General features: G+C 67.7%; 32 protein-coding genes. 20 read left to right on the top strand and 12 right to left on the bottom strand.

The genetic code is table 11. The features are described 5' to 3' along the window. Window position 1 precedes the first annotated feature (1 nt). On the top strand, window positions 2–1,105 hold the full coding sequence (locus LT965_RS12945; protein WP_232701223.1) for a glycosyltransferase: 1,104 nt from the start codon (window positions 2–4) through the stop codon (window positions 1,103–1,105). Window positions 1,106–1,262: 157 nt separating this feature from the next. On the opposite strand, the gene LT965_RS12940 is transcribed toward LT965_RS12945, so the two are convergent. Then, window positions 1,263–1,682 carry a hypothetical protein gene (locus LT965_RS12940; RefSeq protein ID WP_232701222.1) on the bottom strand — a complete coding sequence of 140 codons (420 nt, stop codon included), beginning with the start codon at window positions 1,680–1,682 and terminating at the stop codon, window positions 1,263–1,265. A gap of 64 nt (window positions 1,683–1,746) precedes the next feature. Further along, window positions 1,747–2,502, bottom strand: a complete 756-nt coding sequence (locus tag LT965_RS12935; protein ID WP_232701221.1) for a DUF2797 domain-containing protein — start codon at window positions 2,500–2,502, stop codon at window positions 1,747–1,749. 118 nt (window positions 2,503–2,620) lie between these two features. Between LT965_RS12935 and LT965_RS12930 the strand changes: the two genes are divergently transcribed. From LT965_RS12930 to LT965_RS12900, 7 genes are all read left to right on the top strand, one after another. Continuing rightward, complete coding sequence (locus tag LT965_RS12930) at window positions 2,621–3,232, top strand: VOC family protein (RefSeq protein ID WP_232701220.1); 612 nt, start codon at window positions 2,621–2,623, stop codon at window positions 3,230–3,232. Between the two features lie 21 nt (window positions 3,233–3,253). Continuing rightward, on the top strand, window positions 3,254–4,210 hold the full coding sequence (locus tag LT965_RS12925; protein WP_232701219.1) for a VOC family protein: 957 nt from the start codon (window positions 3,254–3,256) through the stop codon (window positions 4,208–4,210). Next, the gene (locus LT965_RS12920; protein WP_232701218.1) at window positions 4,203–4,865 is read left to right on the top strand and encodes an alpha/beta hydrolase; all 663 of its coding nucleotides are present in this window, start codon (window positions 4,203–4,205) and stop codon (window positions 4,863–4,865) included. Before LT965_RS12925 ends, LT965_RS12920 begins: the two co-directional genes overlap by 8 nt. A 219-nt stretch (window positions 4,866–5,084) precedes the next feature. Continuing rightward, a complete protein-coding gene (locus LT965_RS12915) occupies window positions 5,085–6,299 on the top strand; it encodes a branched-chain amino acid ABC transporter permease (protein ID WP_232701217.1) in 1,215 nt (404 codons plus the stop codon). After that, window positions 6,296–7,627: a branched-chain amino acid ABC transporter permease gene (locus LT965_RS12910; RefSeq protein ID WP_232701216.1), complete on the top strand. Its 1,332-nt coding sequence runs from the start codon at window positions 6,296–6,298 to the stop codon at window positions 7,625–7,627. The genes LT965_RS12915 and LT965_RS12910 overlap by 4 nt, the downstream gene beginning before the upstream one ends. Next, the gene (locus LT965_RS12905; RefSeq protein WP_232701215.1) at window positions 7,620–8,501 is read left to right on the top strand and encodes an ABC transporter ATP-binding protein; all 882 of its coding nucleotides are present in this window, start codon (window positions 7,620–7,622) and stop codon (window positions 8,499–8,501) included. The genes LT965_RS12910 and LT965_RS12905 overlap by 8 nt, the downstream gene beginning before the upstream one ends. Further along, window positions 8,498–9,247, top strand: coding sequence for an ABC transporter ATP-binding protein (locus LT965_RS12900; RefSeq protein WP_232701214.1), 750 nt, complete (start codon window positions 8,498–8,500; stop codon window positions 9,245–9,247). The genes LT965_RS12905 and LT965_RS12900 overlap by 4 nt, the downstream gene beginning before the upstream one ends. 12 nt (window positions 9,248–9,259) lie before the next feature. Here LT965_RS12900 and LT965_RS12895 read toward each other — a convergent pair whose 3' ends face one another. The 5 genes from LT965_RS12895 to mvaD all read right to left on the bottom strand — a co-directional run bounded on the left by LT965_RS12895 (window position 9,260) and on the right by mvaD (window position 13,577). Then, window positions 9,260–9,517, bottom strand: a complete 258-nt coding sequence (locus LT965_RS12895; protein ID WP_232701213.1) for a hypothetical protein — start codon at window positions 9,515–9,517, stop codon at window positions 9,260–9,262. 111 nt (window positions 9,518–9,628) lie between these two features. Next, on the bottom strand, window positions 9,629–9,889 hold the full coding sequence (locus tag LT965_RS12890) for a hypothetical protein (RefSeq protein WP_232701212.1): 261 nt from the start codon (window positions 9,887–9,889) through the stop codon (window positions 9,629–9,631). 59 nt (window positions 9,890–9,948) lie between these two features. Beyond that, on the bottom strand, window positions 9,949–11,274 hold the full coding sequence (locus LT965_RS12885) for an ABC transporter substrate-binding protein (RefSeq protein WP_232701211.1): 1,326 nt from the start codon (window positions 11,272–11,274) through the stop codon (window positions 9,949–9,951). A 125-nt stretch (window positions 11,275–11,399) separates the two neighbouring features. Further along, window positions 11,400–12,557 (bottom strand): NAD(P)/FAD-dependent oxidoreductase, encoded by a 1,158-nt coding sequence (locus tag LT965_RS12880; RefSeq protein ID WP_232701210.1) that lies wholly within the window; start codon window positions 12,555–12,557, stop codon window positions 11,400–11,402. Window positions 12,558–12,605: 48 nt separating this feature from the next. Further along, complete coding sequence (mvaD, locus tag LT965_RS12875) at window positions 12,606–13,577, bottom strand: phosphomevalonate decarboxylase MvaD (protein WP_232701209.1); 972 nt, start codon at window positions 13,575–13,577, stop codon at window positions 12,606–12,608. A 205-nt stretch (window positions 13,578–13,782) separates the two neighbouring features. On the opposite strand from mvaD, the gene nth reads away from it, so the two are divergent. Together nth and LT965_RS12865 are read left to right on the top strand one after the other, a co-directional pair. Beyond that, the gene (gene nth / locus LT965_RS12870; protein WP_232701208.1) at window positions 13,783–14,466 is read left to right on the top strand and encodes an endonuclease III; all 684 of its coding nucleotides are present in this window, start codon (window positions 13,783–13,785) and stop codon (window positions 14,464–14,466) included. Window positions 14,467–14,576: 110 nt separating this feature from the next. Beyond that, window positions 14,577–15,251, top strand: a complete 675-nt coding sequence (locus LT965_RS12865; protein ID WP_232701207.1) for an ArsR/SmtB family transcription factor — start codon at window positions 14,577–14,579, stop codon at window positions 15,249–15,251. Here the strand turns inward: LT965_RS12865 and LT965_RS12860 are convergent. After that, complete coding sequence (locus tag LT965_RS12860; RefSeq protein WP_232701206.1) at window positions 15,248–15,730, bottom strand: DUF7321 family protein; 483 nt, start codon at window positions 15,728–15,730, stop codon at window positions 15,248–15,250. The two genes, LT965_RS12865 and LT965_RS12860, sit on opposite strands and share 4 nt — an antisense overlap. Window positions 15,731–15,873: 143 nt before the next feature. On the opposite strand from LT965_RS12860, the gene LT965_RS12855 reads away from it, so the two are divergent. The 10 genes from LT965_RS12855 (at window position 15,874) to LT965_RS12810 (ending at window position 22,008) form a co-directional block, all read left to right on the top strand. After that, complete coding sequence (locus tag LT965_RS12855) at window positions 15,874–16,419, top strand: NUDIX hydrolase (protein ID WP_232701205.1); 546 nt, start codon at window positions 15,874–15,876, stop codon at window positions 16,417–16,419. 84 nt (window positions 16,420–16,503) lie between these two features. Next, window positions 16,504–16,956 carry a hypothetical protein gene (locus tag LT965_RS12850; protein ID WP_232701204.1) on the top strand — a complete coding sequence of 151 codons (453 nt, stop codon included), beginning with the start codon at window positions 16,504–16,506 and terminating at the stop codon, window positions 16,954–16,956. A 40-nt stretch (window positions 16,957–16,996) separates the two neighbouring features. Next, complete coding sequence (locus LT965_RS12845; protein WP_232701203.1) at window positions 16,997–17,833, top strand: DUF7319 domain-containing protein; 837 nt, start codon at window positions 16,997–16,999, stop codon at window positions 17,831–17,833. A gap of 103 nt (window positions 17,834–17,936) precedes the next feature. Continuing rightward, window positions 17,937–18,623 (top strand): plastocyanin/azurin family copper-binding protein, encoded by a 687-nt coding sequence (locus tag LT965_RS12840; RefSeq protein ID WP_232701202.1) that lies wholly within the window; start codon window positions 17,937–17,939, stop codon window positions 18,621–18,623. A gap of 1 nt (window position 18,624) precedes the next feature. Continuing rightward, window positions 18,625–19,011, top strand: a complete 387-nt coding sequence (locus tag LT965_RS12835) for a DUF7318 family protein (protein ID WP_232701201.1) — start codon at window positions 18,625–18,627, stop codon at window positions 19,009–19,011. Window positions 19,012–19,014: 3 nt separating this feature from the next. Then, complete coding sequence (locus tag LT965_RS12830) at window positions 19,015–19,851, top strand: QcrA and Rieske domain-containing protein (protein ID WP_232701200.1); 837 nt, start codon at window positions 19,015–19,017, stop codon at window positions 19,849–19,851. Window positions 19,852–19,855: 4 nt separating this feature from the next. After that, window positions 19,856–20,668, top strand: coding sequence for a cytochrome b (locus LT965_RS12825; protein WP_232701199.1), 813 nt, complete (start codon window positions 19,856–19,858; stop codon window positions 20,666–20,668). 4 nt (window positions 20,669–20,672) lie between these two features. Then, window positions 20,673–21,434: a cytochrome b family protein gene (locus LT965_RS12820; RefSeq protein WP_232701198.1), complete on the top strand. Its 762-nt coding sequence runs from the start codon at window positions 20,673–20,675 to the stop codon at window positions 21,432–21,434. Between the two features lie 27 nt (window positions 21,435–21,461). Further along, window positions 21,462–21,755, top strand: a complete 294-nt coding sequence (locus tag LT965_RS12815; protein WP_232701197.1) for a DUF7315 family membrane protein — start codon at window positions 21,462–21,464, stop codon at window positions 21,753–21,755. Further along, window positions 21,748–22,008, top strand: coding sequence for a DUF7314 family protein (locus LT965_RS12810; RefSeq protein ID WP_232701196.1), 261 nt, complete (start codon window positions 21,748–21,750; stop codon window positions 22,006–22,008). The genes LT965_RS12815 and LT965_RS12810 overlap by 8 nt, the downstream gene beginning before the upstream one ends. A 423-nt stretch (window positions 22,009–22,431) precedes the next feature. On the opposite strand, the gene LT965_RS12805 is transcribed toward LT965_RS12810, so the two are convergent. The 4 genes from LT965_RS12805 to LT965_RS12790 all read right to left on the bottom strand — a co-directional run bounded on the left by LT965_RS12805 (window position 22,432) and on the right by LT965_RS12790 (window position 25,368). Then, window positions 22,432–22,872, bottom strand: a complete 441-nt coding sequence (locus tag LT965_RS12805) for a DUF7313 family protein (RefSeq protein WP_232701195.1) — start codon at window positions 22,870–22,872, stop codon at window positions 22,432–22,434. Window positions 22,873–22,917: 45 nt separating this feature from the next. Beyond that, window positions 22,918–23,643 (bottom strand): NAD(+)/NADH kinase, encoded by a 726-nt coding sequence (locus LT965_RS12800; RefSeq protein WP_232701194.1) that lies wholly within the window; start codon window positions 23,641–23,643, stop codon window positions 22,918–22,920. Window positions 23,644–23,733: 90 nt separating this feature from the next. Further along, window positions 23,734–25,035, bottom strand: a complete 1,302-nt coding sequence (locus LT965_RS12795; RefSeq protein ID WP_232701193.1) for a M28 family peptidase — start codon at window positions 25,033–25,035, stop codon at window positions 23,734–23,736. 75 nt (window positions 25,036–25,110) lie between these two features. Further along, entirely contained in the window at window positions 25,111–25,368 is a 258-nt protein-coding gene (locus LT965_RS12790; protein WP_232701192.1) for an MTH865 family protein, read from the bottom strand. Window positions 25,369–25,384 lie beyond the last annotated feature (16 nt).

Below are 25,384 nucleotides of genomic sequence, written 5' to 3'. Positions count from 1 at the left end.
CGTGGCGAGCGACCTCCCCGCCGTCGCGGCGTTCACCGACTCGTTCCTGCCGACGGTCAACGGCGTGACGTACACCGTCTCGACGTGGCGCGACCGCTGGCACGCCCGCGGCGGCGAGATGCCCATCGTCTACCCCCGCTCCACTCACGTCCCCGAGAACGGCGAGTACCCGGTGTCCAGCCTCCCGTTCCCGTTCTACGACGGCTACCGTATCGCGGTCCCGCGCGCACCGGCGAGCGTCCGGAACGTCGACGTCGTCCACGCGCACACGCCGTTCGGCCTCGGCGTTGCGGCGTGGCGCCTCGCCGAGAAGTGCGACGTCCCGCTCGTCGCCACGTACCACACCCCGACGGCGGAGTACGCCGAGTACGTCGGGCCCGACGCCGTCACTGGCTTCGTTCGCGACGCGAGCGAACGCTGGGAGCGGTGGTTCCTCGACCGTGCGGACCTCGTGCTGACGCCGAGCGACCGCACCCGCGACCACGTCCGCGACCTCGGCGTCGCTACCAGGATCGAGTCGCTCCAGAACGGGGTCGACACCGAGTGGTTCCGGCCGACCGACGGCGACGACTTCCGCGCGCGCCACGACCTGCCTGACGGCCCGCTCGTCGGCTACACCGGCCGCCACGGCTACGAGAAGCGACTCTCCGACCTGCTCGCGGCCGCCGAGGGCATCGACGCTACCCTCGTGTTCGGCGGCGACGGCCCTGCCCGCGAGGAACTCGAACGCGAGGCCGCCGAGCGCGACGTCGACGCCCGCTTCCTCGGCTTCCTTGACCGCGATGAACTGCCCGCGTTCTACTCCGTACTCGACGCGTTCGCGTTCCCGAGCCCCGTCGAGACGGAGGGGCTGGTCGCCCTGGAGGCCAACGCCTGCGGGACGCCGGTCGCGGGCGTGAACGCCGGCGCACTCTCCGAGACGATCGTCGACGGCGAGACCGGCTACCACTACGAACCCGGCGACGTCGACGGATTCCGGACGGCGATCCGGCGCACGCTCGACGAGAGCGACCGCCTCTCGGAGAACTGCCTGGCCAGTCGCGACGACGTCAGCGTCGAACGCGCCATCGACGACCTGGAGGAGCACTACCGGTCGCTGTGGTGAGTTCCCGTCTGGTAGTTTCCGTCTATATTCGTTCGCGGCGTCGAGTCTAGTAGCCCGGTGGACAACAGCCTGAAAGGGGTGGCGGGCTTTCTGGTGAGTCTCGGCGCTGAGAGCAGTCAGTCAACCCACGAACGAGAATCGAACGGCTACCTCGCTACTATCGCTCTTCGAGGGCGTTCGCGATGCGGTCGAGTTTGTTGTTCGTGCGCTCAAGTTCCTTGCGGAGCATCTCGAGTTCGCGCTCGGCCTTCTCGCTGGTGCCGCCGCCACTCTCCTCGCGGCCGGGACCACCCATGCCGCCGGGGCCACCGGGGCCACCGCCGCCCATCATGCCGCCCATCATCTGCGCGAACGGGTTGCCGCCGCCGCCCATGCCGCCGGGGCCGCCACCGCCCATGGCCTCCTCCATGCGCTCGCGGGGGTCCTCGCCGCCCTCGCCCTCCTCGCGTTCCTGGGCGCGCTCCTCGCGGATCTCCTTCACGCGCTCTCGGAAGGACTTCTCCTCGCCGTCGGTCTCCTGGCTCTCGGTCTCCTGGGGCTCCGCTGCCTCCTCGTTGTCGGGTTCGTCGTCTGCCATACCCCCGAGTTCGCTACCCGTACTGAAAAAAGCCGGCTTCCTGGCTCGCGCCGTAGGGAGTCGCTCAGAACGCGCCGAGACTCGACTGCACCTCGCGGTCGCTGGCCTCCTCGCGGACGTCGTAGCCCACGAGGTCGCGCATGTCCACGGCGTACGTCGTGCCACCGCGGTCGAGCAGGAGGACGCGACCCTTCGTCCCGACGACGGTGCCGGTGGCCATCGTCTCGGCGACGGGACGGCTGTCGAGGGTGAGCCCGTAGTCGAAGTCGAACTCCTCGATAGGGTCGTACTGCTCGACCAGCGCGCGCCACGCGGCGTCGTCGACGCGCTCGTCGAGACCGCCGATCTTGGTCGGGACGCGCACGCGGTCGGGAATCTCGTCCGCGATGCCGTACTCGATCTGCCGCGCGCGCCTGCCGTCCTCGACGGTCCGGATGTGGGCAGCGCGGTCGGCGCCCTGCTCGCGGAGGCGTTCGTCGAGGCGCCACGTGCGCGTCACCCCCACCTTGAACGTGTCCGGCGCGAACGCCGCGAGGTAGACGGCGTGTTCCTCGTGGCAGGCGTCGACCGGCATCGCGCAGTTCCCGATACAGCGAGCACACGGCCACCGATAGGTGTGGTCGTAGCAGTAGGGAGCGTCGGGGTCGTCACAGGACTCGTGGCTGCCGTCGCTCGACGCGCCCGCGCAGTGGCGCTCGCCGAGGGTGTACGCGAGTTCAGTGCCAGCGACGAGAGGGACGCCTTCGACGTGACCGTCGACGGCGACGCGGAGGGCGGCCGGGCGGTCGCCCGGGGTCGTCTCGTACCCGACGATTTGCACGCCTGCGGCTACGCCCCACCCCGATAAAGCGGTGGCGCTTGGGGGCGATAACACCGACGTCACCGGGGGACACGGACACCCGCAAGCGCTTATCCGAACGAGGGGCCTACCTCCTGGTATGTCAGACGAGATTCCCGTCAGCGCCGACGCGCCAGACAGCCCGTTCCGGACGACGGGGACCGACCACATCACCGTCTGGGGGAGCAACGCCGAGGACACCATCGCGTTCTACCGCGACCTGCTCGGGATGCCCCTCGTGCTCCGCCAGCCGAACCTCGACGACCCCACCCAGACCCACCTGTTCTTCGACACCGGCGACGGGCGCATCCTCACCGTCTTCGTCAGCGACGACCGGGACTCGAACCGGGGCCGCCTCCGCACGCAGGTCGGCGGCGTCCACCACCTCTCGTTCTCCATCGCGGCCGAGGACTTCGAGGACGTCATGGCGGCCCTCGACGACGCCGGCCACGGCTACAACGTCTTCGACCGGGGTATCTTCTTCTCGCTGTACACCCAGGACAACAACGGCCTGATCATCGAGCTGTCCGCGGACAAGTACGACATCCCCGACGACCGCCGCGGCGAGGTGCTGGCGACAGCCCAGCGTATCCGCGAGGAGGACGGCTTCGACTTCGCGGAGGACGAGCACATGAAGGCGGCCCTGGAGGAACTCGGCCTCGACGCCGAACCGAACGACCTCCCGGACGCCTCGACGGGCGTCGGCTTCTGAGGGAGGCGAGTCCAGTCCTCGATGCTCACCGACACGCCCGGCATCCACCACGTCACCGGTCTCGTCGAACAGGCCCAGCGGAACGTCGACTTCTACGTGGGCGTGCTCGGCCTCCGCCTCGTCAAGCGCACGGTCAACCAGGAGGACATGCTCCGCTACCACCTGTTCTACGGCAACGGCACCGCCGACCCCGGGACGGTGCTGACTTGCTTCCCGTACCCGAACGAGGTGCCGGGCCGCGTCGGCAAGCCCCAGATTGCAGCGGTGGCGTTGGTCGTCCCCCACGGGTCGCTGTCGTACTGGCGGGACCGCCTCGCGGAGCACGGCGTCGACGCCGGAGAGCCCGAGCGCCGGTTCGGTGACCGGGTGCTCCGATTCGCGGACCCGGACGGCACGAACGTCGAACTCGTCGAGGGCGACGCCCCCGTCGAACCGTGGCGCCAGGGCGCGGTCCCGGAGGAGTACGCGATTCGCTGCGTCCACAGCGTCACCGCGCTCCCGACGAACCCGTACACCACCGGCGCGCTCCTCGACACGCTAGGGTTCGACCTCGTCGGTGAGGAGGCGACCGATGCCGGCACGCGGGTTCGCTACGAGGCGAGCGGCGACTACGCGACGGTCGTGGACGTCCTCGACGAACCGGCTGGGTTCGGTCGGGAGGGAAGGGGGTCCATCCAGCACGTCGCGGTCCGCGTGGCGAGCGTCGACGAACTGTACGAGTGGCACGACCTCTTCAGGGAGCGGGAGTACGACGTCTCCCGCGTACGCGACCGGTACTTCTTCCACTCGCTGTACGTCCGGGAGGGCGGGGGCATCCTCTTCGAGTTGGCGACTGAGTCGCCGGGGCTCACCGTCGACGAGGAGGTCGCAGCGCTGGGTGAGTCGCTCACCCTCCCCGACCAGTTCGCCGCGGACCGCGAACTGATCGAGCGCCAGTTGCCACCCCTCGAACTCCCGCGGGAGGGAACCGGTGGCTGACGGCGAGGGCACGGATCCGCACGTCGACCAGCCCGTAGTCACGGCGGGCGCACCCGCGTCGGCTGCCGAGGTCGTGGTGGTCGCGCTCCACGGACGCGGCGCGACGGCCCAGGGCATCGTCAATCTCGCGGAGCCACTCTACCGTCACGGCGTGACGTTCGTTGCGCCACAGGCCGCGCGTAGCCGGTGGTTCCCACACGACGCGTACGGCCCGGTAGAACGCAACGAGCCCCACGTCTCGTCGGCGCTCGCAGCAGTCGGGGACGTACTCGACGACGTCGCGGCCTGGGACGTTCCGGTCGAGCGCGTCGTGCTGTTCGGGTTCTCGCAGGGGGCCTGTCTCGCCAGCGAGTACGCGGCCCGGAACCCGCGGCGGTACGGCGGCGTCGTCGCGCTGAGCGGCGGACTGCTCGGCCCCGCGGACGCGCAGCGGGCGTACGAGGGGACGCTCGACGGGGCGCCCGTCTTCCTCGGCTGCGGCGACAGCGACGGGCACGTGGCCGTCGAGCGAGTCCACGAGACGGCGGCCGCGTTCCGCGCGCTCGACGGCGACGTCACCGAACGCGTCTACGAGGGCGTCGGCCACGCCGTCACGGACGACGAGTTCGCGTTCGTCGGCGCTCTGCTCGACCGACTCCTCGCGGACGACGCGTAGTTCTCGTCGGCGGTCCGGGGAGCGCCGTCGACACGCGGATCGACTGGCGACGGTACCTGCAGGGGGCGGAGGTTCAGTTCCGATGTGTCACTCGGGTAGCTACAGCTCTCTGGGCCCCGGGGCGATTCCGCCTGGGCCGGGTTCGACCCCCTCGAGACTGCCCGACGAACGGGGTTTATTTATTCCTCCGTGTCTCAGGCTACCACGAGAAAAACACACATGGACACAGAAACCGCAGTCGAACGGGGAGTCGAGTTCTCCAGGGGGAACCCTGGCGCCGCCGTCGTCGTTCTCTTCGGCGCGTTCCTCCTCCTCGACTTACTCGCCAAACTCGCCGGCATCTCCATCGGCCCACTCGACCTGCCGTGGGTGTCGCTCGGTCCCTTCGGAGGGACCATCGCCGCCGGCCAGGTCGCGGGCTACATCTGGGACGGCATCGTCATCGGCGCCGTCATCGGCCTCGCGAGTATCGGCCTGTCGCTGACGTACAGCATCCTGAACTTCGCGAACTTCGCACACGGTGACTACCTCACAGCCGGCGCGTTCTCCGGGTGGGCGGTCGCCTACATCATCGCCGGCGTCGGCGGCCTCTTCGCGTTCAGCGAGAGCGTCGTCAGCCTCGTCACCGGATTCGGGACGAACAGCATGGCGGACGTCAACCTCGTGCGCCTCGTGTTGCTCCAGACCCCGCCACTGCAGGCCGGCGCGAACATCTGGCTGTCGCCAGCCGCCATCGTCGTCGGACTGGTCTTCGCGGCGGCCATGACCATCGTGCTCTCGCTCGTCCTCGACCGCCTCGTATACCGGCCGATGCGGAACGCGGACGGCATCTCCCTGCTCATCGCCTCCATCGGTGTGGCGTTCGCGGTGCGCTACCTCGTCGCGCTCGTCTTCGGGAACAACCGCCGCATCGTCACGTCCAGCGAGAGTCTCCCGTCGGTGAACCTCGCGGGCGTCATCGTGGACGCCCACGAGGTGACGCTGGTCGTTGTCGCGGGCGTCCTCATGGTCGCGCTGCATATCCTCCTCCAGCGGACGAAACTCGGGAAGGCGATGCGCGCGATGGCGGACAACCGCGCGCTCGCCCAGGTCACCGGCATCCCGACTGAACGCGTCATCAAGTCGACGTGGATCATCGGCGCCGGGATGACGGGTGCCGCCGGCTTCCTGCTCGTCCTCTCGCAGGGCGGCCTCGGCTTCCAGACGGGCTGGCTGCTGCTCCTGCTCATCTTCGCCGCGGTCATCATGGGCGGCATCGGCTCCATCTACGGCGCCATCGCCGGCGGCCTCCTCATCGGCCTCGCGAGCCGCGTCTCGCTCATCTGGCTGCAGGGCGACTTCGCGTCGTTCGCGCGGCCCACCGCGTTCGCACTGATGATCCTGGTCCTCCTGTTCCGTCCGTCCGGCATCTTCAGCGGGGTGAAGACCGCATGAGCGACTCCACCACCCAGGACGCACTCGACCCGCTCCGGCGCGTGTTCGCCAACGACGCCGCGAAAGTGGCGGCGATGTTCATCACCATCTGGGCGGTGTTCTACGCGTTCGGCAACCACCTCGGCTACGGGAACTCCGGCATGCTGGCGCTCGTCCGTCGCGTGACGTTCCTCGCGGCGGTGTACGGTATCGTCGTGCTCGCGCTGAACATCCAGTGGGGGTACGCTGGCCTGTTCAACATCGGCGTCGCGGGGTTCATGGCCGTCGGCGCGTACACCGTGTCGATGCTGTCGAGTTCGCCCGCGGGGACACCACCGGGCCTCGGACTCCCGCTCCCCGTCGGCATCCTCGGCGGCATCCTGGCGGCGACGATCGTCGGCCTGGTGGCCGCGCTGCCAGCACTCAGGCTGAAAGCCGACTACCTCGCCATCGTCACCGTCGCCATCTCCGAGATCATCCGCATCACGTACAACTCACCGGCGTTCGCGGACGTCACCGGCGGCGCCAGAGGGTTCGGCAACCTCCCGATAAGCCCGGTCAACCACCTGCTCCTGAGCGACCCGAGCGACCCGTTCTCGGAGCCGAACGCGTTCGGTGAGGCGCTGTTCTCGTTCGGCGCGGAGTACGGCATCAGACAGTTCGCCGTCGTCAACACGCTGTACACCATCGGCGTGCTCGTCGTGCTGTTGCTCGTCTACCTGCTGCTCGAGCGTACCGGGAAGTCCCCGTTCGGGCGCGTGCTGAAGGCCATCCGCGAGGACGAGACGGCCGCGCAGTCCCTCGGGAAGGACACCCAGAACTTCAAAGTTCGCGCGTTCGCGCTCGGCTGCGGGCTGATGGGGCTGGCGGGCATCCTCTGGTTCGCGATGGGGCCCCGGGCGTCCGTGACCCCGGTGACGTTCCGCCCGAACATCACGTTCTACATCTTCATCGCGCTCATCATCGGCGGTGCCGGCTCGAACACGGGCAGCGTGCTCGGCGCCGCGCTGTTCGCCAGCCTGCTGTTCGAGGCGCCACCGATCATCCGCTCGATCATCCGGGAGTCCTTCGACGTGGCGGCGAGTCCAGCGAACCTCATCGAGGCGCTGGTCCCGATCGCCAGCGGCAACCTCGCGCCGCTCGCCGGATTCATGCTCGGCAACATCGACACGCTCCGGTTCATCGGGATGGGGATCCTGCTCGTGGTGCTCATCCAGCGGAAACCGGACGGACTGCTCGGAGCGCGCAAGGAGACCGCCGCGAGCGTCTCCCTCGACGCGGACACGCGTCCGAGTTCCACGAGAGGCGACGCCACCGCCGCCGCAGACGGAGGTGAGACCGATGACTGACGACGTCGCCGACGCCGACCTGCCGGACGACGCCGACGTCCCCGAAGACGTCGAGCCGGAGACGATGGACTCCGACGTCGAGGAGGGCGCCAAGGAGGTCCCCCGTGGACTCCCGCTTCGCGTCGAGGGACTGCGCAAGCAGTTCGGCGGCATCACGGCCGTCGACGGGGCGACGTTCTCCGTCGAGGAGGGGTCACTCACTGGTCTCATCGGACCGAACGGCGCGGGGAAGTCGACGACGTTCAACTGCATCACGGGCGTCCACGAGGCGGACAACGGGAACGTCTACTTCCGCGGCGAGGAGATCAGCGGCGAGCAGCCACACGACATCGTCCACCGCGGCCTCGTGCGCACGTTCCAGATCGCGCGCGAACTCGACGAGATGACCGTCCTGGAGAACGTGATGGTCGCGCCGGGCGGTCAGCGCGGCGAGTCTATCACGCGGTCGGTGCTCCCGGGGACGCGGGGCAGCGTCGTCGACCAGGAGCGCGAACTCCGCGAGCAGGCGTGGGAGACCCTGGAGTTCTTCGAACTCGACCACCTCGCGACGGAGTACGCGGGCAACCTCTCGGGCGGTCAGCGCAAACTCCTCGAACTCGCGCGGGCGCTGATGACCGACCCCGAGATGCTGTTGCTCGACGAGCCGTTCGCCGGCGTCAACCCGACGCTCGAGGAGAAACTGCTCGACCGCATCCACGACCTCCGCGAGCAGGGGTTGACCTTCCTGCTGGTGGAACACGACATGGACCTCATCATGGAGAACTGCGAACACGTCATCGTCATGCACCAGGGCCGAGTCCTCGACGAGGGCCCGCCGGAACAGATCAAGAACAACGAGGAAGTCATCGAGGCCTACCTCGGAGGTGAGGTATGAGCGAGCAAGCGTCGCGGGACGCGACGCTCCCCGAGGGGGAGGCGGGCATCCTCGCAGTGCGGGACCTCGACGCCGGCTACGGCGACCTCCAGGTGCTCACCGACGTGGACCTCGACGTCCGGGACGGCGAGTACGTCACCATCGTCGGGCCGAACGGCGCGGGGAAGTCGACCGTGATGAAGTCCGTCTTCGGGCTGACGACGTACATGGGCGGCACCGTCACGTTCGACGACACGGAGATCCAGAACCGCGAACCGGAGAGCATCATCCACGAGGGCATCGGCTACGTTCCCCAGAACGAGAACGTCTTCGCGGGGCTCTCCGTCCGCGAGAACCTCGAGATGGGCGCGTACATCCTCGACGATCTGCCCGAGGAGCGCATCCAGGACGTCTACGACCGGTTCCCGATCCTCGAGGAACGCGCGAGCCAGAAGGCCGGGTCGCTGTCGGGCGGCCAGCAGCAGATGCTCGCGATGGGGCGGGCGCTGATGCTCGACCCCGACCTGCTGATGCTCGACGAACCCTCTGCGGGTCTGGCCCCGGACCTCGTCGTGGAGATGTTCGACCGCATCGACCGCATCAACGCCGACGGTACCTCGGTGCTGATGGTCGAGCAGAACGCCAAGGAGGCACTCCGGCGCTGCGACCGCGGCTACGTGCTCGTCAACGGGCAGAACAGCTACATGGACGAGGGCACGGCGCTCCTGGAGGACGACGAGGTCCGCCAGGAGTTCCTGGGCGGGTAGCCCGGCCCGCGTTCACTCGGCCACTCGAAGGATTCTGTCGAGGCCGACGCTCGCCGCGAGGAACATCACGGCCACTCCCAGGACGAACAGCCCAGCGACGACCAGCGGCGACCCGCCGGAGACGGTTCCCGTCGCCGGGTTCGCGTTCATGTACGCGTTCGACCACGCGGACAACGTCGCGAACCCGGCGACGAGGCCGCCGACGGCGAAGCCGAGCGCCGGTCCGATCAACGTAACCCAGTCGACAGCGTCGGTGTGTTCACTGCTCACGTCCGTTGCTCCCACCGCGCCGACAAATCAGTTCTCCTATCACGACACGGACAGCAACGGCGAGAGTAGTTCGAGTCGACGGTCCCGGAGCGTGCCAGGGTCGTCGCCCGGTCAGGCTGCCAGGTGCGCCGCGTACGAGCGGCTCTCGAACCCGGACGGCTGCTGGCCGCTGCTCCCGCCGCTCGGCGGTTCGCCGGCGCCCTTCTCGCCGGTGACGAGGAACGCCGCGACGTTGCTCACGAGCACGTCGTTGTCGCCGTCGGTGGCGGCGTCCTCCGTCAGAACGCCGCCGTCGCCGCCGGCGTAGACGCGCTGGAATTCTACTGCCGTCCTGCGATTGCAGGCGGGTAGAACGACGACAGCGTTTATCAAGACGGACCGGCCGCTACTCGGAGTTCGTACGCGAAAGAATCGGGTGGTCGTGGCGAGCGTTACGCGGAGAACTCGATGGTGTCGATGCTCTCGATACCGCCGCCCTCCTGGAAGCCGAAGTACTCGTAGGTCGCAGCGGTCAGGTCGCCGTTCTCGTCGAACGCGATGGCGCTCGACGCACCGTTGTAGTTGACGTCCTCACCTGCCGCGGCCATCTCGAGACCCTCGGCGAGGTTCTCCGGCGTGACCTCCTGGCCCTCGGGGTTGGCGACCGCCTGCATCTGTTCGGCGATCGCCGCGCCGTCGTTCTCGCCGGCCGCGGCGTTGGCCAGCAGACAGACCGCCGTCGCGTCGAACGCCTGCGCGGTGAACACGCCGGGGTCCTCGTCCTCCGCGAGGCCGTACTCCTCGCGGTACTGCTGCTCGTAGTAGTCACGGCCTGGACCCGCAGCGAGCGGCGCCGTCCCCGTGACGTTGTCGAGGGAGTTGCCGACGTCCGCCGGGAGGCTCGCCGAGCGGAGGCCGTCCGTGACCATGATCGGGACGTCCGAGTCGAAGTCCGCGTAGAAGTCACGGAACAGCTGGATGCCGCTCTCCGGGTAGCCGATGACGACGAGGGTGTCCGGGTCGCCGTTGAGCGCCTGCGAGAGACGCGAGGAGTACGACGACTGTCCCTTCTGGAAGGACACCTGGTCGGTCATCTGGCCGCCGCGCTCCTCGAACGCGGAGACGAAGCTGTCCGACAGCAGCTGGCCGTAGGAGTTGTTCACGTACATCGTCGCCGCGGTGGACGCCTCGTGGCGTTCCGTGGCGACCTCTGCGAGCACACGTCCCTGCAGCGCGTCAGTCGGCGCCGTCCGGTAGACGAGCCCGTTGTCGTTTATGTCCGTGATGTCCGGCGACGTGCTCGCCGGCGAACAGCCGACCATCCCCGACGGGATGAAGACGTTCTCGTAGACGGCGATGCTCACCTCGGAGGACGCCGCCCCCGTGACCGCCGGGTAGCCGCCGTTCCGCAGCGTCTGTGCGGCGGACTGTGCGGCGTTCGGGTCGGTCTGGGTGTCCTGGACGTTGAAGTCGAGTTCGAAGTCCGTCTCCCCCTCGAGGACGACCTGCGGCAGCACTGCCGCGTTCTTGATCGGTTCGCCGAGGTCCGCGAGCCCACCGGTCGTCGGGAGGAGCACTCCCTGGCTGATGGTGCGGTCCGTGTTCCCGCCACCGGACTGGGTCGTCGTGGTGTCGCCACCGTCGTCCGATTCGGTCGTCGTAGTGTCCTCACCATCCCCGTCACCATCACCATCACCGCCGGTACAGCCTGCGAGACCGACGATACCTGCTGCCCCTACGCCCCGAATGACGTCACGCCTATTGATTCGTTGTGACATACCAACGCATATACTCGAATCATATAAATGCGTTCCGACTATGACAGCTCTCTCAGGGGTCGAAAGCCGCACAGAACGGACATCCAGCATTTCTTCCGGTTATGAGCGCCGGGCTGGCTCCCACTTTACGACCGTCTGGGCCGCTCTCCCGAGAACTCCTCGCGGACAATTTCGACGGCGCTCCGAACCCCGCTCGCCGACGCGAGGTAGCCCGCACCCACTCCGGTCTTGAGGGCTTTCGCGGCCCTCCCGCGGAACACGCTGGGGCCGACCTGGGCGACGGCGCCGTCGCCGACGCTCACCAGCCAGCCCGGCGACTCGAACGTGTACCGCTCCAGTCGGGGCCGGAACCCCTCGGAGGCATCCCGCCGGTCGGCGACTAGCCGCTGGACGTTCCGCGCCGCGACCCTCGCCTCCCGGACCGCAGCCTGCGCGCTCGCCGGCACCGCCCGCCCCTCCGAGTCGACCACTCTCGCCGCGTCTCCCACGACGAGCGTCTGCTCGTCGGTCGCGAGGTCCGCACGCACGTCTACGCGCTCGCCACCGACTGCGTCGACACCGCGGATGCCACCGGTCCAGACGAACAGGTCGTACGGAACCACGAAGTCCTCGGTCTCGACCGCGCTCTCGGTCGCCTGTTCGACGGTGACGTCCGTCCGAACCTCGACGCCCTCCCGGTCGAGTTCCTCGCGAACCGCACGCTGGAACGACGCGGGGAACGTCGGCGCGACGTCCTCGTACTGTTCGACGAGGAGGACGTCCACGGCGTCTGCGACGCCCTGCTCCCGGGCGAAGGCGGCGAGTTCACCTGCGGTCTGGACGCCCGAGAGGCCAGCGCCCCCGACGACGACAGTTCCCCCACCAGCGCCGACGACGTCGCGGAACTCGCGCCGGATCCGGTCGGCGTCCGCGAGACGCTTCAGCGGAACCGAGTGCGTTTCGACTCCCGGCAGTCCGTAGTACGCCGTCTGCGCGCCGAGACACACCGCGGCCACGTCGTAGTCGATGCTGGTGCCGTCTGCGAGGTGGACGGCCCGGTCGTCGGTGTCGACGCGTTCGACGGTCGCGACTTCGACTCGCGCGCGGTCGAAGATGTCCCGGAGGGGCACCGTGATGTCGTCGGCGAACTCGGGGCGACGGATAGCCCGGTGGAGTTCGTGCTGGACGAGGTGGTCGCCAGTGTCGTCGACGACGACGAGTTCCACGCCGGACGGGAGGCGGCGCTCCAGTCGGTTGCCCAGTACCACGCCAGCGTACCCCGCGCCGAGAACGACGACACGCATGACTGGGCGTTGGGGAGCGAACGCCAAAACCGTACGCGTCCCGGCGGGCTAGAACAGAGGTTCGTCGACGACGTGAGCGGGGCCACCGACCTCCCAGACATGGGTGTCGATGCCACAGTCGGCGATAGCCGCCTCCACGTCGTCGACGTGGTCGACGCGCGTGTTCACGTAGACGGTCGCCCCGGTGTCGGTCGAGAAGTACGCGGGGACGCCGTTGTCGCGGAGCGCGCGAACCGCGTTGAAGATCTCGAGCGTGTCGGGCTGCCAGTACACCCAGCCCGCGGGCCCAGTCATCGTCGTGGCGGCCAGCGACAGCGAGTCGTGCTCGGCCGTCTCGAAGGCACGGTGGAAGTCGCCCTCGCGGAGCGCGTCCTTCATCTCCGCGAGCTGGTCGTGGATGTGGGCGAGTCGCGCCTCGAACATGTGGCTGTCCGCGGCCTCCGCGTGGGCTTGCTCGGTCTCCTTGTACGAGGGGACCTCGCCGATGACGATGCGGAGATCGTCGGCGATCTCGTCTGCAACGGGCAGCCGCTCGCTGCGGCAGTCCTCGTCGTTCAGGCCGGCGTAGAGGTCCGAGAAGCCGCCGGTGACGGCGCGCGCGGCCGAGGAGGAGCCCCGGCGGGCGATGGTCGAGACCTCGGGGAGCGTGAGGTCGAGGCCGGCGGCTTCGACGCACGCGAGGGCCGCCGCCGCGAATCCCGATGAAGAGGACCCGAGACCGATGTTCGACGCGAAGTTGTTCTCGCTCTCGAGACGGACGCGGTGGTCGAAGCCCGCGCGACGACGCACCTCGTCGACGACCGTCCGGATGCGCTCGGCGCCGCGACCGGTCTCGACCTCGCCACCGATGCGGTAGACGTCCTCGTCGAGGTCGGGGTCGAACTCGGCCGTGGTCGTGGTGTTGCTCGGGGCGGTGCAGACGCTGATGGAGTCGTGGTACGGGAGACGGAGTTCCTCGTCACGCATCCCGTGGTACTTGACGAGCCCCTGGATGGGGTGGGCTCGCGCGGTCGCCTTCATACCACGAAGCGGAACTGTCGCGCGCTTAAACGTCCCGGAAGTGGGCTGACAGGCGGCACAGTGAGACGACGACGGGGTGGCGTGCCGCGCTCCCGCGAACACCCCGCCGTAGAGGTCAGATCACGCGACTGGCTGGTCCCGTTCTCGTACTTGAACGTTCGTCCGGTTCCGTTACAGCGAAGGGGGAAAGCAGCGAGGAGGGAGTATGGGAACGCCGCTCGGAACGCCGACGGAGCAGGCGACGGAGGTCATCGACCGGCTGAGCGAGGAGTACCCCGACCCAGAGATCTCGCTGAACTTCTCGAACCGTCTCGAACTGCTCGTCGCGGTCGTCCTCTCCGCGCAGTGTACGGACGAACGAGTCAACAAGGAGACGGCACACCTCTTCGAGAAGTACCAGACTGCGGAGGACTACGCGAACGCCGACGAGGCGGAACTCGCCGAGGACCTGAACTCCATCACCTACTTCAACAGCAAGGCGGGCTACATCAAGAGCGCCGCGGCGACGATCCTCGAGGAGCACGACGGCGAGGTGCCGGACACGATGGCCGAACTGACCGACCTCTCTGGTGTCGGCCGAAAGACCGCGAACGTCGTCCTCCAGCACGCACACGACATCACGGAGGGGATCGTTGTTGACACGCACGTCCAGCGACTTTCCCGACGGCTCGGTATCACGGAGGAGGAGCGCCCGGAGGCCATCGAGCAGGACCTGATGCCCGTCGTCCCCCGCGAGCACTGGAAGAACTACACGCACTGGCTCATCGCGCACGGCCGCGCCACCTGCACCGCGCGGAACCCGGACTGCGAGGACTGCATCGTCGAGGACATCTGTCCGTCCTCGAAGCTCGACCACGACGTCGATCTGGCCGACGGCAGCGAGTGGTAGGCAGTCGTAGGCCGACAGTAAGCCAGCGTTTGTCCCCGTCTACCGGGGAGTCAAATGCCCCTTTTAGCTTTGAGAGAGGCTTTGAGGGTGGCCGGTGTACAGCGCCATAGATGCCAGCGAACCGTCTACTACCGGGGCGGTCGTCCGTCGAGCGCGGGGAGGGGTCGAACGTCGTCGGCATCCGCGAGGACGCGGCCGACGAGGTGTTCGAGGCCCTGTCCTCGCGGACCGCCCGGGAGATTCTCTCCACCCTCTACGAGGAGCCGGACACCGCCTCCAGCGTCGCCGAGAAGATCGACACGTCGTTGCAGAACGCCAGCTACCACATCGAGAAGCTCGTCGCCGCCGACCTGGTGGAGGTCGCAGACACTTGGTACTCCGAGCAGGGCCGAGAGATGAAAGTGTACGCGCCCGCGAGCGAGTCACTCGTCCTGTTCGCATCCGATGCGGCCTCCGAACCGTCGCTGAAGGACAGACTACTCCGGATTCTCGGTGCCGTCGGCGTCCTCGGCGTGTCGAGTCTCGTCGTCCAGCAGCTGTTCGGCCAACAGTCGGGCGGACAGGAGGCGTCGACCTACGGCACGAACGGGGGCGACGACGCCGCCGTGGACGTCGCAGCGACGACGACCGAGGAGACGATGGACGTAATGAGCGGCGGTGCGGAAACGACGACAGCGGCCGCAGATGCGGCGACGCAGGGCCTCCCACCGGGGGTGCTGTTCTTCGCGGGCGGCCTCCTCGCACTGACGCTCGTCCTCGGGTACGTCTGGTACCGACGGCGTTAGACGAACCCGTAGCGGACGCCGAACCGGATGACACCGAGCACCCACGCGACGAGCCAGCAGACGACGTAGCCGATGACGCCCGCCCGCAGGCGGAGCCGCCACGCGTCCATGTTTTCGTGTATCTCGCCGATGTCGATCGACTGATCGGGTTCGTGGTAGAGGTTGTACTGGCGTTTCGCGCGCAGGATGGGCACGATACCCGTCAGCGCGAACGCGAGGAACGCGTACGCCTGGAGGCCGAAGAACGCGTGGACCGCGGCGAACCCCCCGAGCTGTTCGAACAGCTTCGGGATCATCCAGAACACCACGGGGACGGTGTTGAGCGTGAGGCCGACGAAGATGTACGAGAGGTGGTGTCTGAGGACGCCCCAGGTGACGGTCTCGGAGTCGATGATGATCCACGCACCGTAGATGTAGAAGGGGAAACTCACCGTCACCAGCAACGCGGCGACGCTCGCGATCGTCACGTCCTCGACCATGGCGGGTCGTTCGGAGCGCGTGACTAAACGGGTTCGGCTTCGTCCCGCCCACCGAGAACCCGGTGAACCGGCAGCGGACGCCGACTGTCCGGAACGTTCGTGATGTAGTAAAATTTTCTACACGAAGCGTGGTAGCCTCCCACATGAGTTCCGAGGAGTTCATCGACTTCCAGACCGTCGCGGTGGAACCGGACTACTGCCAGCGCTGTGGCGAGAAGCTGTCGTTCCGCGAGTTCGACGAGTTCGAGGCGCAGTGGTGTTCGCACTGCGAGGCCGCCATCTCACGCTGTCCGGTACCGGGCGCACACGTCGTCGTGCACGACGACGAGAACGTCCTCGTGCTGGACGAACCGATACCGCAACACGAGGGTGTTCTGAGTTTGCCCGGCGGCTACGCGGGCTACCACGAACACCCCACGGAGGTGGCCGTCCGTGAACTCGAGGAGGAGACCGGCCTCCAGGCAGACCCCGACGACCTGCGGTTCCTGACTGTCGTACACGCGGAACTGGAGGACGTCGCATTCTACTTCCTCACGTACGCGCTCGAGCGCGAGGACGTGGACGGCGAACTGACGCCGGAGGCCGAGGGGTTCGAAGCCAGGTTCCACCCGCTGGCGGACCTGCGGGCCAACCCCGACCAGATCCGGGACAACGACCTGGAGCGCATCGGTCTCGCGTTCGAGGAGTGAGAGCGGTTCGCCCCGGGTACGCACCCGATGGCCGGATCCGGTACCGGCAGAAGACACTTACTGGGTCGCCGTGACCCTCGGCACATGTCTCCGAGCCGAGTACTCGCGCTCGCTCTCCTCGTGGCGCTGGCTGGCTGTACGGGTGCCGGGACGGTCGGGGAGGACTCGACGACCGCGTCTACGACTGACCCGACCACAGTACCGACGACGGGAACGACGACCACCACCGATTCGACGGAACCGCACACAGCCGTAGGGACGTCCCACATCAACGACCACTTCAGCGTCCTCGCGGTCCACGGTGTCGACAACGTGACAGTCACGCTCGCGCCCGGCAGGGACGGCGAACAGACGTACAACCTCGAAGCGGGCGAACAACTCGACCTCACGCGGGAGATCCACGACCGAGACCACGGGGTGTGGGTCGTCGTCGAGCGCGGGATGGAGGTCGTCTTCGAGGCCAGAATCCAGGGATACCAGTCCTACGACGTCACTGTCGAGGCCAACGACACGCGAGTGACCGAGACCGTCGTGTAGGTCGGAAGGATTTACCCGCTCCGCCCGCAACTCTCGGCCGATGACTGACTCCAGCGCCGGCGGGGGCGATCCGTCCCCGCGGGACGAGGAGCCCCCTGCGGACCTCGCCGAGCGGGTCGACGAGGAGTACGACTTCGAGGAGTTCGGCCCGCGCGAGATGGCGGAGATGTCCGTCGACGAGTGGGAGGCAGCCTTCGACCCGGAGACGTGGATCACGGGCGAGCGGTTGCTCGACCGCGTCGAGGACGACCTCCGTCACCGGGTCGCCACGCGGGACGTGTTCGCCGTCGTCGAGCGGGACAGCATCGACGGTGATCCGATCGTACTCGCGTACTCCGACGAGGGGTACGCGATCGTCTACGGGGACGGCACCGTCGAGGGCCGCGGGACGGTGCTCCGGGACGTGAAGCCGACCGTCGCGCTCTGCTCGATGGACGACTACGACGTGCCGAACCCGCCCGAACACGCGGGGCTGCCGGACCCACAGGACGTGCCCGAGGGGAGCAGCGGCATCGGCACGTCGCTGCTGCAGTACGTCGGTCTCGCGCAGGTCGTCGCCGGACTGCTGCTGTTCGTGTCGCCGTTCACGTACGACCCGCTCGTGCGGACGTGCCCGCAGGTCGTGGGGTCGAGCGCACGCAACTGCACCGTCGCCGGGACGACGCTGGAACTCCACCCGCTGGGGGACTCCGCGATCGTCGCCGTCATCGCGGGCATCGGCTTCCTGCTGTTCGGCGGACTGATGCTACTGGTCGTCGCGAACGCGCGACTCTCCGACAGGTTCCGCTCCGAGGAGTTCCGCAACCGACTGCGTTCGGCGGGTCTCGGAGACGGCGAGCGGCCGGCGTTCGTGCCGGAGACGGACCGGGAGGAGTGACCGCGAGAACCCCGAATCCCGGCCGCAGAACCCGAATACGTTAGGTCCACCGTCGGACTACCATCGGTGGGTTTATGCAGATGCCTTCCTGATTCCAAACTGTATGAAGAGGCGGGACTTTCTGAAGATCGCGACCGGTTCGGCCGGCGGTGTGGCGGCCATCGGAGCGGCCGGTGCGCGGTCGTCACCCACGTCGGTCGCCATGCAGGAGGAGGGGAACAACACCACCTCCGGCAACGGTACGGCCGACAACGGGACGGCCGGCAACGACACGGCCGGGAACGGGACGGAATCCCAGGAGGGCGGCGGCGGAGAACCCCAGACGAAGGAGGTCGCCGTCGGTCCCAACGGCCAGAACGTGTTCGAGCCCGCGGAGGTGTACGTCAAACCTGGCGACACCGTCAAGTGGGTCTGGGAGGGCCCCGGTCACAACGTCCACGCGACGGACGTGCCCGAGGAGGCCAGCTGGGACGTCCAGACGGAGATCGCCGACCCGCCGTTCGAGTACGAGCACACGTTCGAGGGTCCAACCGGCGAGTACAACTACGTCTGTGACCCCCACGTCAACCTCGGCATGGAGGGGGTCGTCATCGTCAACGAGTCCGGGGAGGCACCCGGCGGGGGCGAGGAAGGCGAGACGGAACTCCACCCCGAAGAAATGGGCGTTCCGTTCCAGGCGCACTTCGTCGGCATCGCCACCGTCCTGATGATGATCGTATCGCTCGTCTACACGTTCTTCGTCCTGAAGTACGGCGAATCACAGCACGCGAGCGCACCCAACAAGGAATAACATGTCCTCGAAAGGAAGCAACTACGGCGACATCCACCGCTACGAGCCCGCCCGCGAGAGCACGGCAGCCACGATCACCATCGTCCTGCTGACGCTCATCGAGATCGTGTTCGTCGCGCTGTTCACGTACGGCCTCGTCGCGGGCTGGGGGTACGACCCGGTCGGGAACATGTACCTCGGGTTCCTGCTCGCGGCCATCTTCATTGACCTCTCGTTCGTCCTCCTGCTGTACCGCAAGGAGTTCCTCCCGGACGTGATGATCGTGAAGAAGCGCCGCCGGAAGTGGGAAGACCTCTACGTGCGCGAAGACCAGGTCGACGGCGTCGACACGGTCGGCAGCACCGTCGAACAGTTCAAGCAGGCAGTCTACCCGTTCTACAAGAAATAACCAATGGCTGAAGACGACAAATATCCAGAGAGTTCGGGGCGTCGCCGGTTCGTCAAAGGCGTCGTCGGCAGCGCCGGGATGGCCGGCGTCGGCGCCGGCGGCGTCGCGACGTTGAACGCCATCACGAACCCGACAGGCGCAGGCGGTGGACAGACGACCTACTTCGGCGTCGAGAACACGGCGGGTCCGGCCCCACGCTCGATGCCGATCGTCCCCCTCGAGATCGACGACGAGGGGAACCTCCGGGGAGTCTACCCGGACATCCAGGAGGTCGAACAGCAGGGACAGACCGTGGAGGTCGCCCGCATGGAACTCGGCGGCATCACATACGAGGTGGACTGGTTCCAGTACTGTGGCGTCCAGGAGTACCAGGGTCTCCAGCCGGGCTACGAGGGCGACAACTACTTCCGGTACTCCGGTGGCCCGAGTTCCTACGACTGGCAGCCGACGTCGGGGCAGGTGAACGTCGAGGACTTCCAGGACTACGAGACGTGGACGAACGACATCGGCGACGAGGGCATCGGGAAGCCCGCGCTCGCGTCCTGGCGCTCGGAGAACGTCGACAACACCATCCCCATCCAGATCATCCGGAGCAGTCGCATCGAGGAGAAGATCCAGAGCGAGAGCGGGGAGGCCATCGACTTCCTCGAGGCCGCGACACAGGACGGCTTCATCGCCATCCTGAACAAGTGTACGCACTTCTGCTGCGTGCCGGGCTTCCGCTCGTCGACGTACCAGAGCGCGGACAACAACATCTACTGTCCGTGCCACCAGTCGATCTACGACCCGTTCAGCATCGTGATGGAGCGCTTTATCGCGTTCCCGCGCCCGGAGGAATGATATTATGAGCATCGAACGCAAGGACGACCACGACCACGAAGCCTGGATCGAGGAGAAGGACCTGACGCCGATAGAGACGACGTTCCTCACGGTGCTGGTCTGGCTGGACAAGCGACTCCGCATCGTGGACTACCTGGAGCTCCTGGAGACGCTGTACTACCGGGTCAACCTCCAGATGCCCAAGAGCCACACGGAGCAGTACAACCTCGACAACAAGTTCTGGTACTGGTATCCGCTGTACTCCCTCGGGTTCTTCTCGACGCTCGCGTACGTCGTCGCCGCCATCTCCGGCGCGCTACTCGGGTTCTACTACTCGCCGTCCGCGGCAGCGGGCGCGTGTAACATCGAGAGCGGGACGGTCGCGTACTGTACCGTCGCCGGCATCATGACTGACCTGAACTTCGGGTTCATGCTCCGGAGCCTCCACCGGTGGTCCGCACAGGTGATGACCGCCGCGGTGTTCCTCCACATGCTCCGCGTCTACTTCACGGGCGCGTACAAGGAGCCCCGCGAGGTCAACTGGCTCATCGGCATCATCCTGCTCAGCCTGACGATGGTGTTCGGCTACACGGGCTACCTGCTCCCGTGGGACCAGCTGGCGTTCTGGGCCGGACAGATCGGCGTCGAGATGAGCCTCTCCATCCCGCTCATCGGCGAGTGGGTGGCACAGCTGATGTTCGGCGGCTTCTCGCTCGGACAGGCGACGCTCCAGAGAATGTACATCCTGCACGTGTTCCTCCTCCCGTTCGTGGTGACGGCCGTCATCGGCGTCCACCTCGGGCTGGTGTGGATGCAGGGAATCGCGGAACCCCACTAGAACAATGTCCGAAGACACCAACGACGACGCGGCTCGCACCGACGGCACGGGTATCGTCCCGCCGGACGACGAGACCCCGACGTGGCGCGAACGCAAGGAGCGCACCGTCGGGCTCTCCCGGCTGACCTACGAGTACTTCGAGCGCTCCCGACGCGAGGACCAGGACCTCCGCGAGGAGTCCGACTACGTCGAGCGCGACGTGCTCGCGTTCCCGGTGTGGCCCCACGAGCTCATCCGGAACCTCGCGCTCACGAGCTTCTTCGTCGGGATGATCTTCTTCCTCTCGGCGACGCTGCCACCCCACCTGGGCGCGCCCGCCAACCCGAGCCAGACGCCGCCAATCATCCTGCCGGACTGGTACCTCTACTGGTCGTTCGGCCTGCTCAAGCTCGGCCCGCTGAACCCCGACCTCGCCATCATCGGCGGCGACAAGCTGCTCGCCGACCGCACGTACGGCGTGATGGCGAACGTCGTCATCGTCGGCTTCATCGCCATCGTCCCGTTCCTCAACAAGGGGAGCGCACGGCGGCCCGTCGAGCAGCCGTTCTGGGCGGCCGTCGGCGTGATGGGAATCGTGTTCGCGTTGTTCATCAGCGCGCTGTCGATCAAGAACCTCATCCCGATGGACCCCCACCTGCTGTTCGACATGACGTTCCTCATCCCACCGCTCGCGGGCGGGATGGCGTACGCCGCCCTGAAGACGATGCGGGAGGGGTACATGTACGACCTCAACCGCCGGTACTACAAGCTCCGTCCGCCGAAGTAAAGTACCGTCCCCACCTCTTCTCACCCGATGGGAGACGACACGCGCGGCCGCGACGTTGTCGTGCCCGAACGGCTCTACAAGTCCGTGACGGTGTTCTCGACGCTGTTCGCCATCGTGAGCGTCGTCCTAGGGTTCGTCTCGCTGGACGTCGCGACCAACGCGGGGCGGGCGTCGGCGAGCGAAGTGAGCGTCCCGCTGGCAGTCGTAGGCGTCGCGCTCATCGCCGCGGGCGGACTGGTGTACGCGTTCGCGTCGCGGTTCCGCGCTGACGGAATGGCAAAGGATAAAGACAGCGACGACGAAACCTCCGACAATGGCTGACGAGTTCGCAAAGGGCCTCGGCCTGCTGACGGGCGCGGGCCTCATCTGGATGGTGCTCGCAGGCTGGTATCGGACGCCGAGTTTCGAGGGCGCACAGCTCACCGGCAGCATCCCCGACGGGCTGACGATGTACGACCAGCTCGGCGTCGTGCTGCTCGAGGCGATGTTCTGGCTGGCGATCTTCGGGGCGGTGCTGTTCTGGGTCGGCGTCCCGATCGGTCGCGAGCTGTACGCGCGAGCGAACGGCGAGTAACCGACTGCTTCTCGGCCGGGCCGCCACGGGAGAGTGGCTCCCGAACGTGGTGGGACGGCCTCCGGACGACTATCCAGTGAGCAGCGACTGCGGCGCGTCGAGTGGCGACCTCGGCCGACCTCCCGGCCGTCGAAACGCTCCACGGGGCGTCGAATGCTGGACAGGGAGCTATCGAACTAACGGGGCTGAGCCAGCACTGTGAGGCTCGTGGGACGTGCCGAGTGGGCGTGCTCTACGCCCACGTGTCCGTCGAGGAGTCTCAGAGAGCAATCCGGTGCGACGACGTAGCTTGTGGTAGTACAGAACACACGAGACGGCGAGTTCAGACGACCCCGGCCACAGTGGAACGGGCGGCCACGAACTGGCTGCTCCACGGGGTGTTCGACCGGCGTACAGCGACGGACCGCTACTGGGGTCGCCGCCTCAGATGACCTGCGACCAGTAGGGCTCGATGACGAAGAAGAGACTGAGGTAGCCGATGTAGAGGAACGTGAGCGTCGCGGCCACCGTCGCCCCCTTCGGCATCTCGAGGTCCAGCCCTTCGCGGACCTCGACCTTCCGAGCCTCGACCTCGAAGAAGTCCGCGACGAACGTCCCGAGGACGAGCGCGGACAGCACCATACCGGCGTGGGCGTGGAGCGTGAGGAAGTAGAAGCTCAACAGCACCAGCCCCCACGACGTGAACGCGTGGAACGGGTGCCACGAGATGGCGTCGGCACCGTCGTCGGCCCGTCGTCTGTGGGCGCTGTGCGCGACGCGCCGACTGAGGAAGTTCAGAAGGATCATCGCCAGGAGCGCCCACTCGATGTAGGGGGCGAGCAGCGTGTCGAGCGGCCCGAAGAGCGTGACCGATGGGTCTGCCATAGTCGTTGGTCGTCGTGTGGCGGTATTATGTCTTTTCCAATGCGCTCAGTCGAACGTCGGTTCCGGGCGGGATCCGGCCACCGTGGCGACCGGGAACGGCTCCCCCCAGTCGAGTTCCACGTCGTCGTGGGCCGCGACGGGGCCCAGTTCGCGACCGTCGACGTACAGGTCGACCGCCGGCCCGTCGCGCACCACCGTGAACGACGTCGGCGGGGCGAGCACCCAGCGGTCCCGCGAGATGCGGAACGGGGCGATGGGGACGACGGCGACGACGTCCGCGTCACTGGCGAGCAGCGGGCCGCCCGCGTCGGCAGCGTAGCCGTGGCTTCCGGCGGGGGTGGCGGCGACGACGCCGTCCGCGCGCACGGTGTCCACGTCGCGACCGTCCGCGCGGATGGCGAACTCCGATATCTGGGCGGCCTCAGTGGTCACGAGCGTGACGTCCGCGAGCGCGCGCAGCGTGGTGTCGCCCACGGTGACCGAGAGGGTCTGGCGCGTCTCTACGTCGAAGTCGCCCGCGGCGAGCGCGTCGAGCGCACGCGTCCGTCCCGGCGCCGGGACGCCGCCGTACTCCCGGCCCGTGTCGACCGGCAACACTGGGACGTCGCGGGCGGCGGCGAGCGCGTCGAGTAGAGCGTCCTCGTCGAGTGCGACGAGGACGTCCACGCTCGCGTCGTCGGCGTCGGGACCGACCACTGCGTCGCCGCCCGCGTCGCGGATGCGTTCGGCGGCCGAGGCGGCGTCGGGGCCGAGCAGGCCGACGCGGGTCATGGCCACGACCACAGAGGCGTCTCGCTCATCGTGGGAACTGGGGGATGGCAGTCGCAAAAAGCTACGGGCTTCGGGTCGGCGACGCGACAGTCAGTACGGCCAGTCACCGGTGACCTTCATGCCCTCCGCGAGGTCCTCGTCCTCGAGGGCGGCGGCGATGTCCGCCTCGCTGGCGTGGGCGACGGTGAAGCCGTCGTCGGCGAGTTCGACGGCGAGTGCGGTCAGCAGGATGGCCTGCTCGCGGAAGTCCCGGACCGCGAGTTTGTCGAGCGTGTCCGCGAACGTGTGGCCCCAGCCACGTCCCGACCCGCCGGTCTCGCTGGCGACGTGGTAACCTGGGACGCCGTACTTGACGTACTCCCAGTGGTCGGAGTGCGGGCCGAGTTTCGGGGTGACGGAGACGGGGTGGCCGAAGCGGTCGGCGACCCCGTGGGCGGCGTCGGCGAGTGCGTCGAAGCCGTGGGCGTAGAACTTCAGCGTGCGTCCGCGGGCGACGCCGTCGAAGTTCAGCACCGCGCGGACGTCCTCGCGGGTCCGTTGCTCGGCGTCGTAGGCGGACCCCACGAGGCCGACCTCCTCCGCGCCGAAGCAGACGAAGTGGACGCGCGTGTCGAGGTCGGCCTCGCGGTCGGCGAGCGCGCGAGCGACCTCGACGACCATCGCGGTGCCCGCCCCGTTGTCCATCGCGCCCTCCGCGATGTCGTGGGCGTCGACGTGGCTGGTGACCAGCAGTTCCTCGTCGGTGTCGGGGCCGAGGACGGCGTGGACGTTCTGGCTGGTGGCGTCGTGGACGTCGGCGGTGACGGAGACGGTGACCGACTCGCCGTCGGAGCGGCGGGCGAGTCGTGCGCCGACCTCGCTGGAGACGCCGACCGCGGGGATCTCGCCGAGCGGGTTCTCGGGCGTGCCGACGCTCCCCGTGGGCGGCAGACAGCCCTCGACGTGGTTCGCGTAGACGAAGGCCGCTGCGCCGGCCTCGACGGCGTGGTAGTACTTCTCGCGGCGGTGGAGGTAGCGGTCGTACCAGTCGGGGACGTCCGAGGAGACGAGCACGACCTTCCCCGCGACGTCGGTCTCCTCGAAGTCCGAGGGGAGCCCGTAGCCGAGGTCGACGAGTTCCCCCGTCGCGTCTCCGCTGGGGCTCCGCGGGAGCGCGATGCAGTCCGCCTCGCCGTGGGGCGTCCCGACGGCGCTGTCGCCCCGCGTCCAGCCCTGGACGTCGAACTCGTCGAGCCAGCTGTCCTCGCAGTAGTCGTCGAGAGCCTCGCGAGTCACCTCGGCGGCCTCGCGTTCGCCGGGCGAGCCAGCCATGCGGTCGCGGACGTCCACGAGGGTCTCCAGGTGGTTCCAGCCCGTGTCGCTCGTGAACGTGTCGCCGATCCACTCGGTCATACCTGAGCCACGCTCACGGAGCGGTAAGTCGTTACGGAAGGAGCAGCCCGCCGGGGGTTCGGTCTCGCAGTCGGTTCAGAGGTCGCCTTCGTCCTTCAGCCCCGCGATGACGTCGTCGACGAGCGAGTCGACGTTGTCGTAGGGGAACTCGGCGCGGCTGGAGAGCTTCGTGGCGAGCTCCATCGCAGTGAAGGACTTGTCGCCGGCCTCGAAGGTGGTGGCCGGGCCGTTGGGGAGCGCGGGGACGAGACCCATCTGGTTCTTGACCGGGAAGTCGGCGCCCGAGAACGCTTCGGTGAGTTCCTCGCGGAGTTCGGCTTCGACGTCTGACATGGGTGTGCATGGTTCT

The sequence above is a fragment of the Halobacterium wangiae genome (genome assembly GCF_021249345.1).
GTDB classification, from domain to species: Archaea; Halobacteriota; Halobacteria; order Halobacteriales; family Halobacteriaceae; genus Halobacterium; species Halobacterium wangiae.
This window is presented reverse-complemented; position numbering and strand designations above follow the sequence as displayed.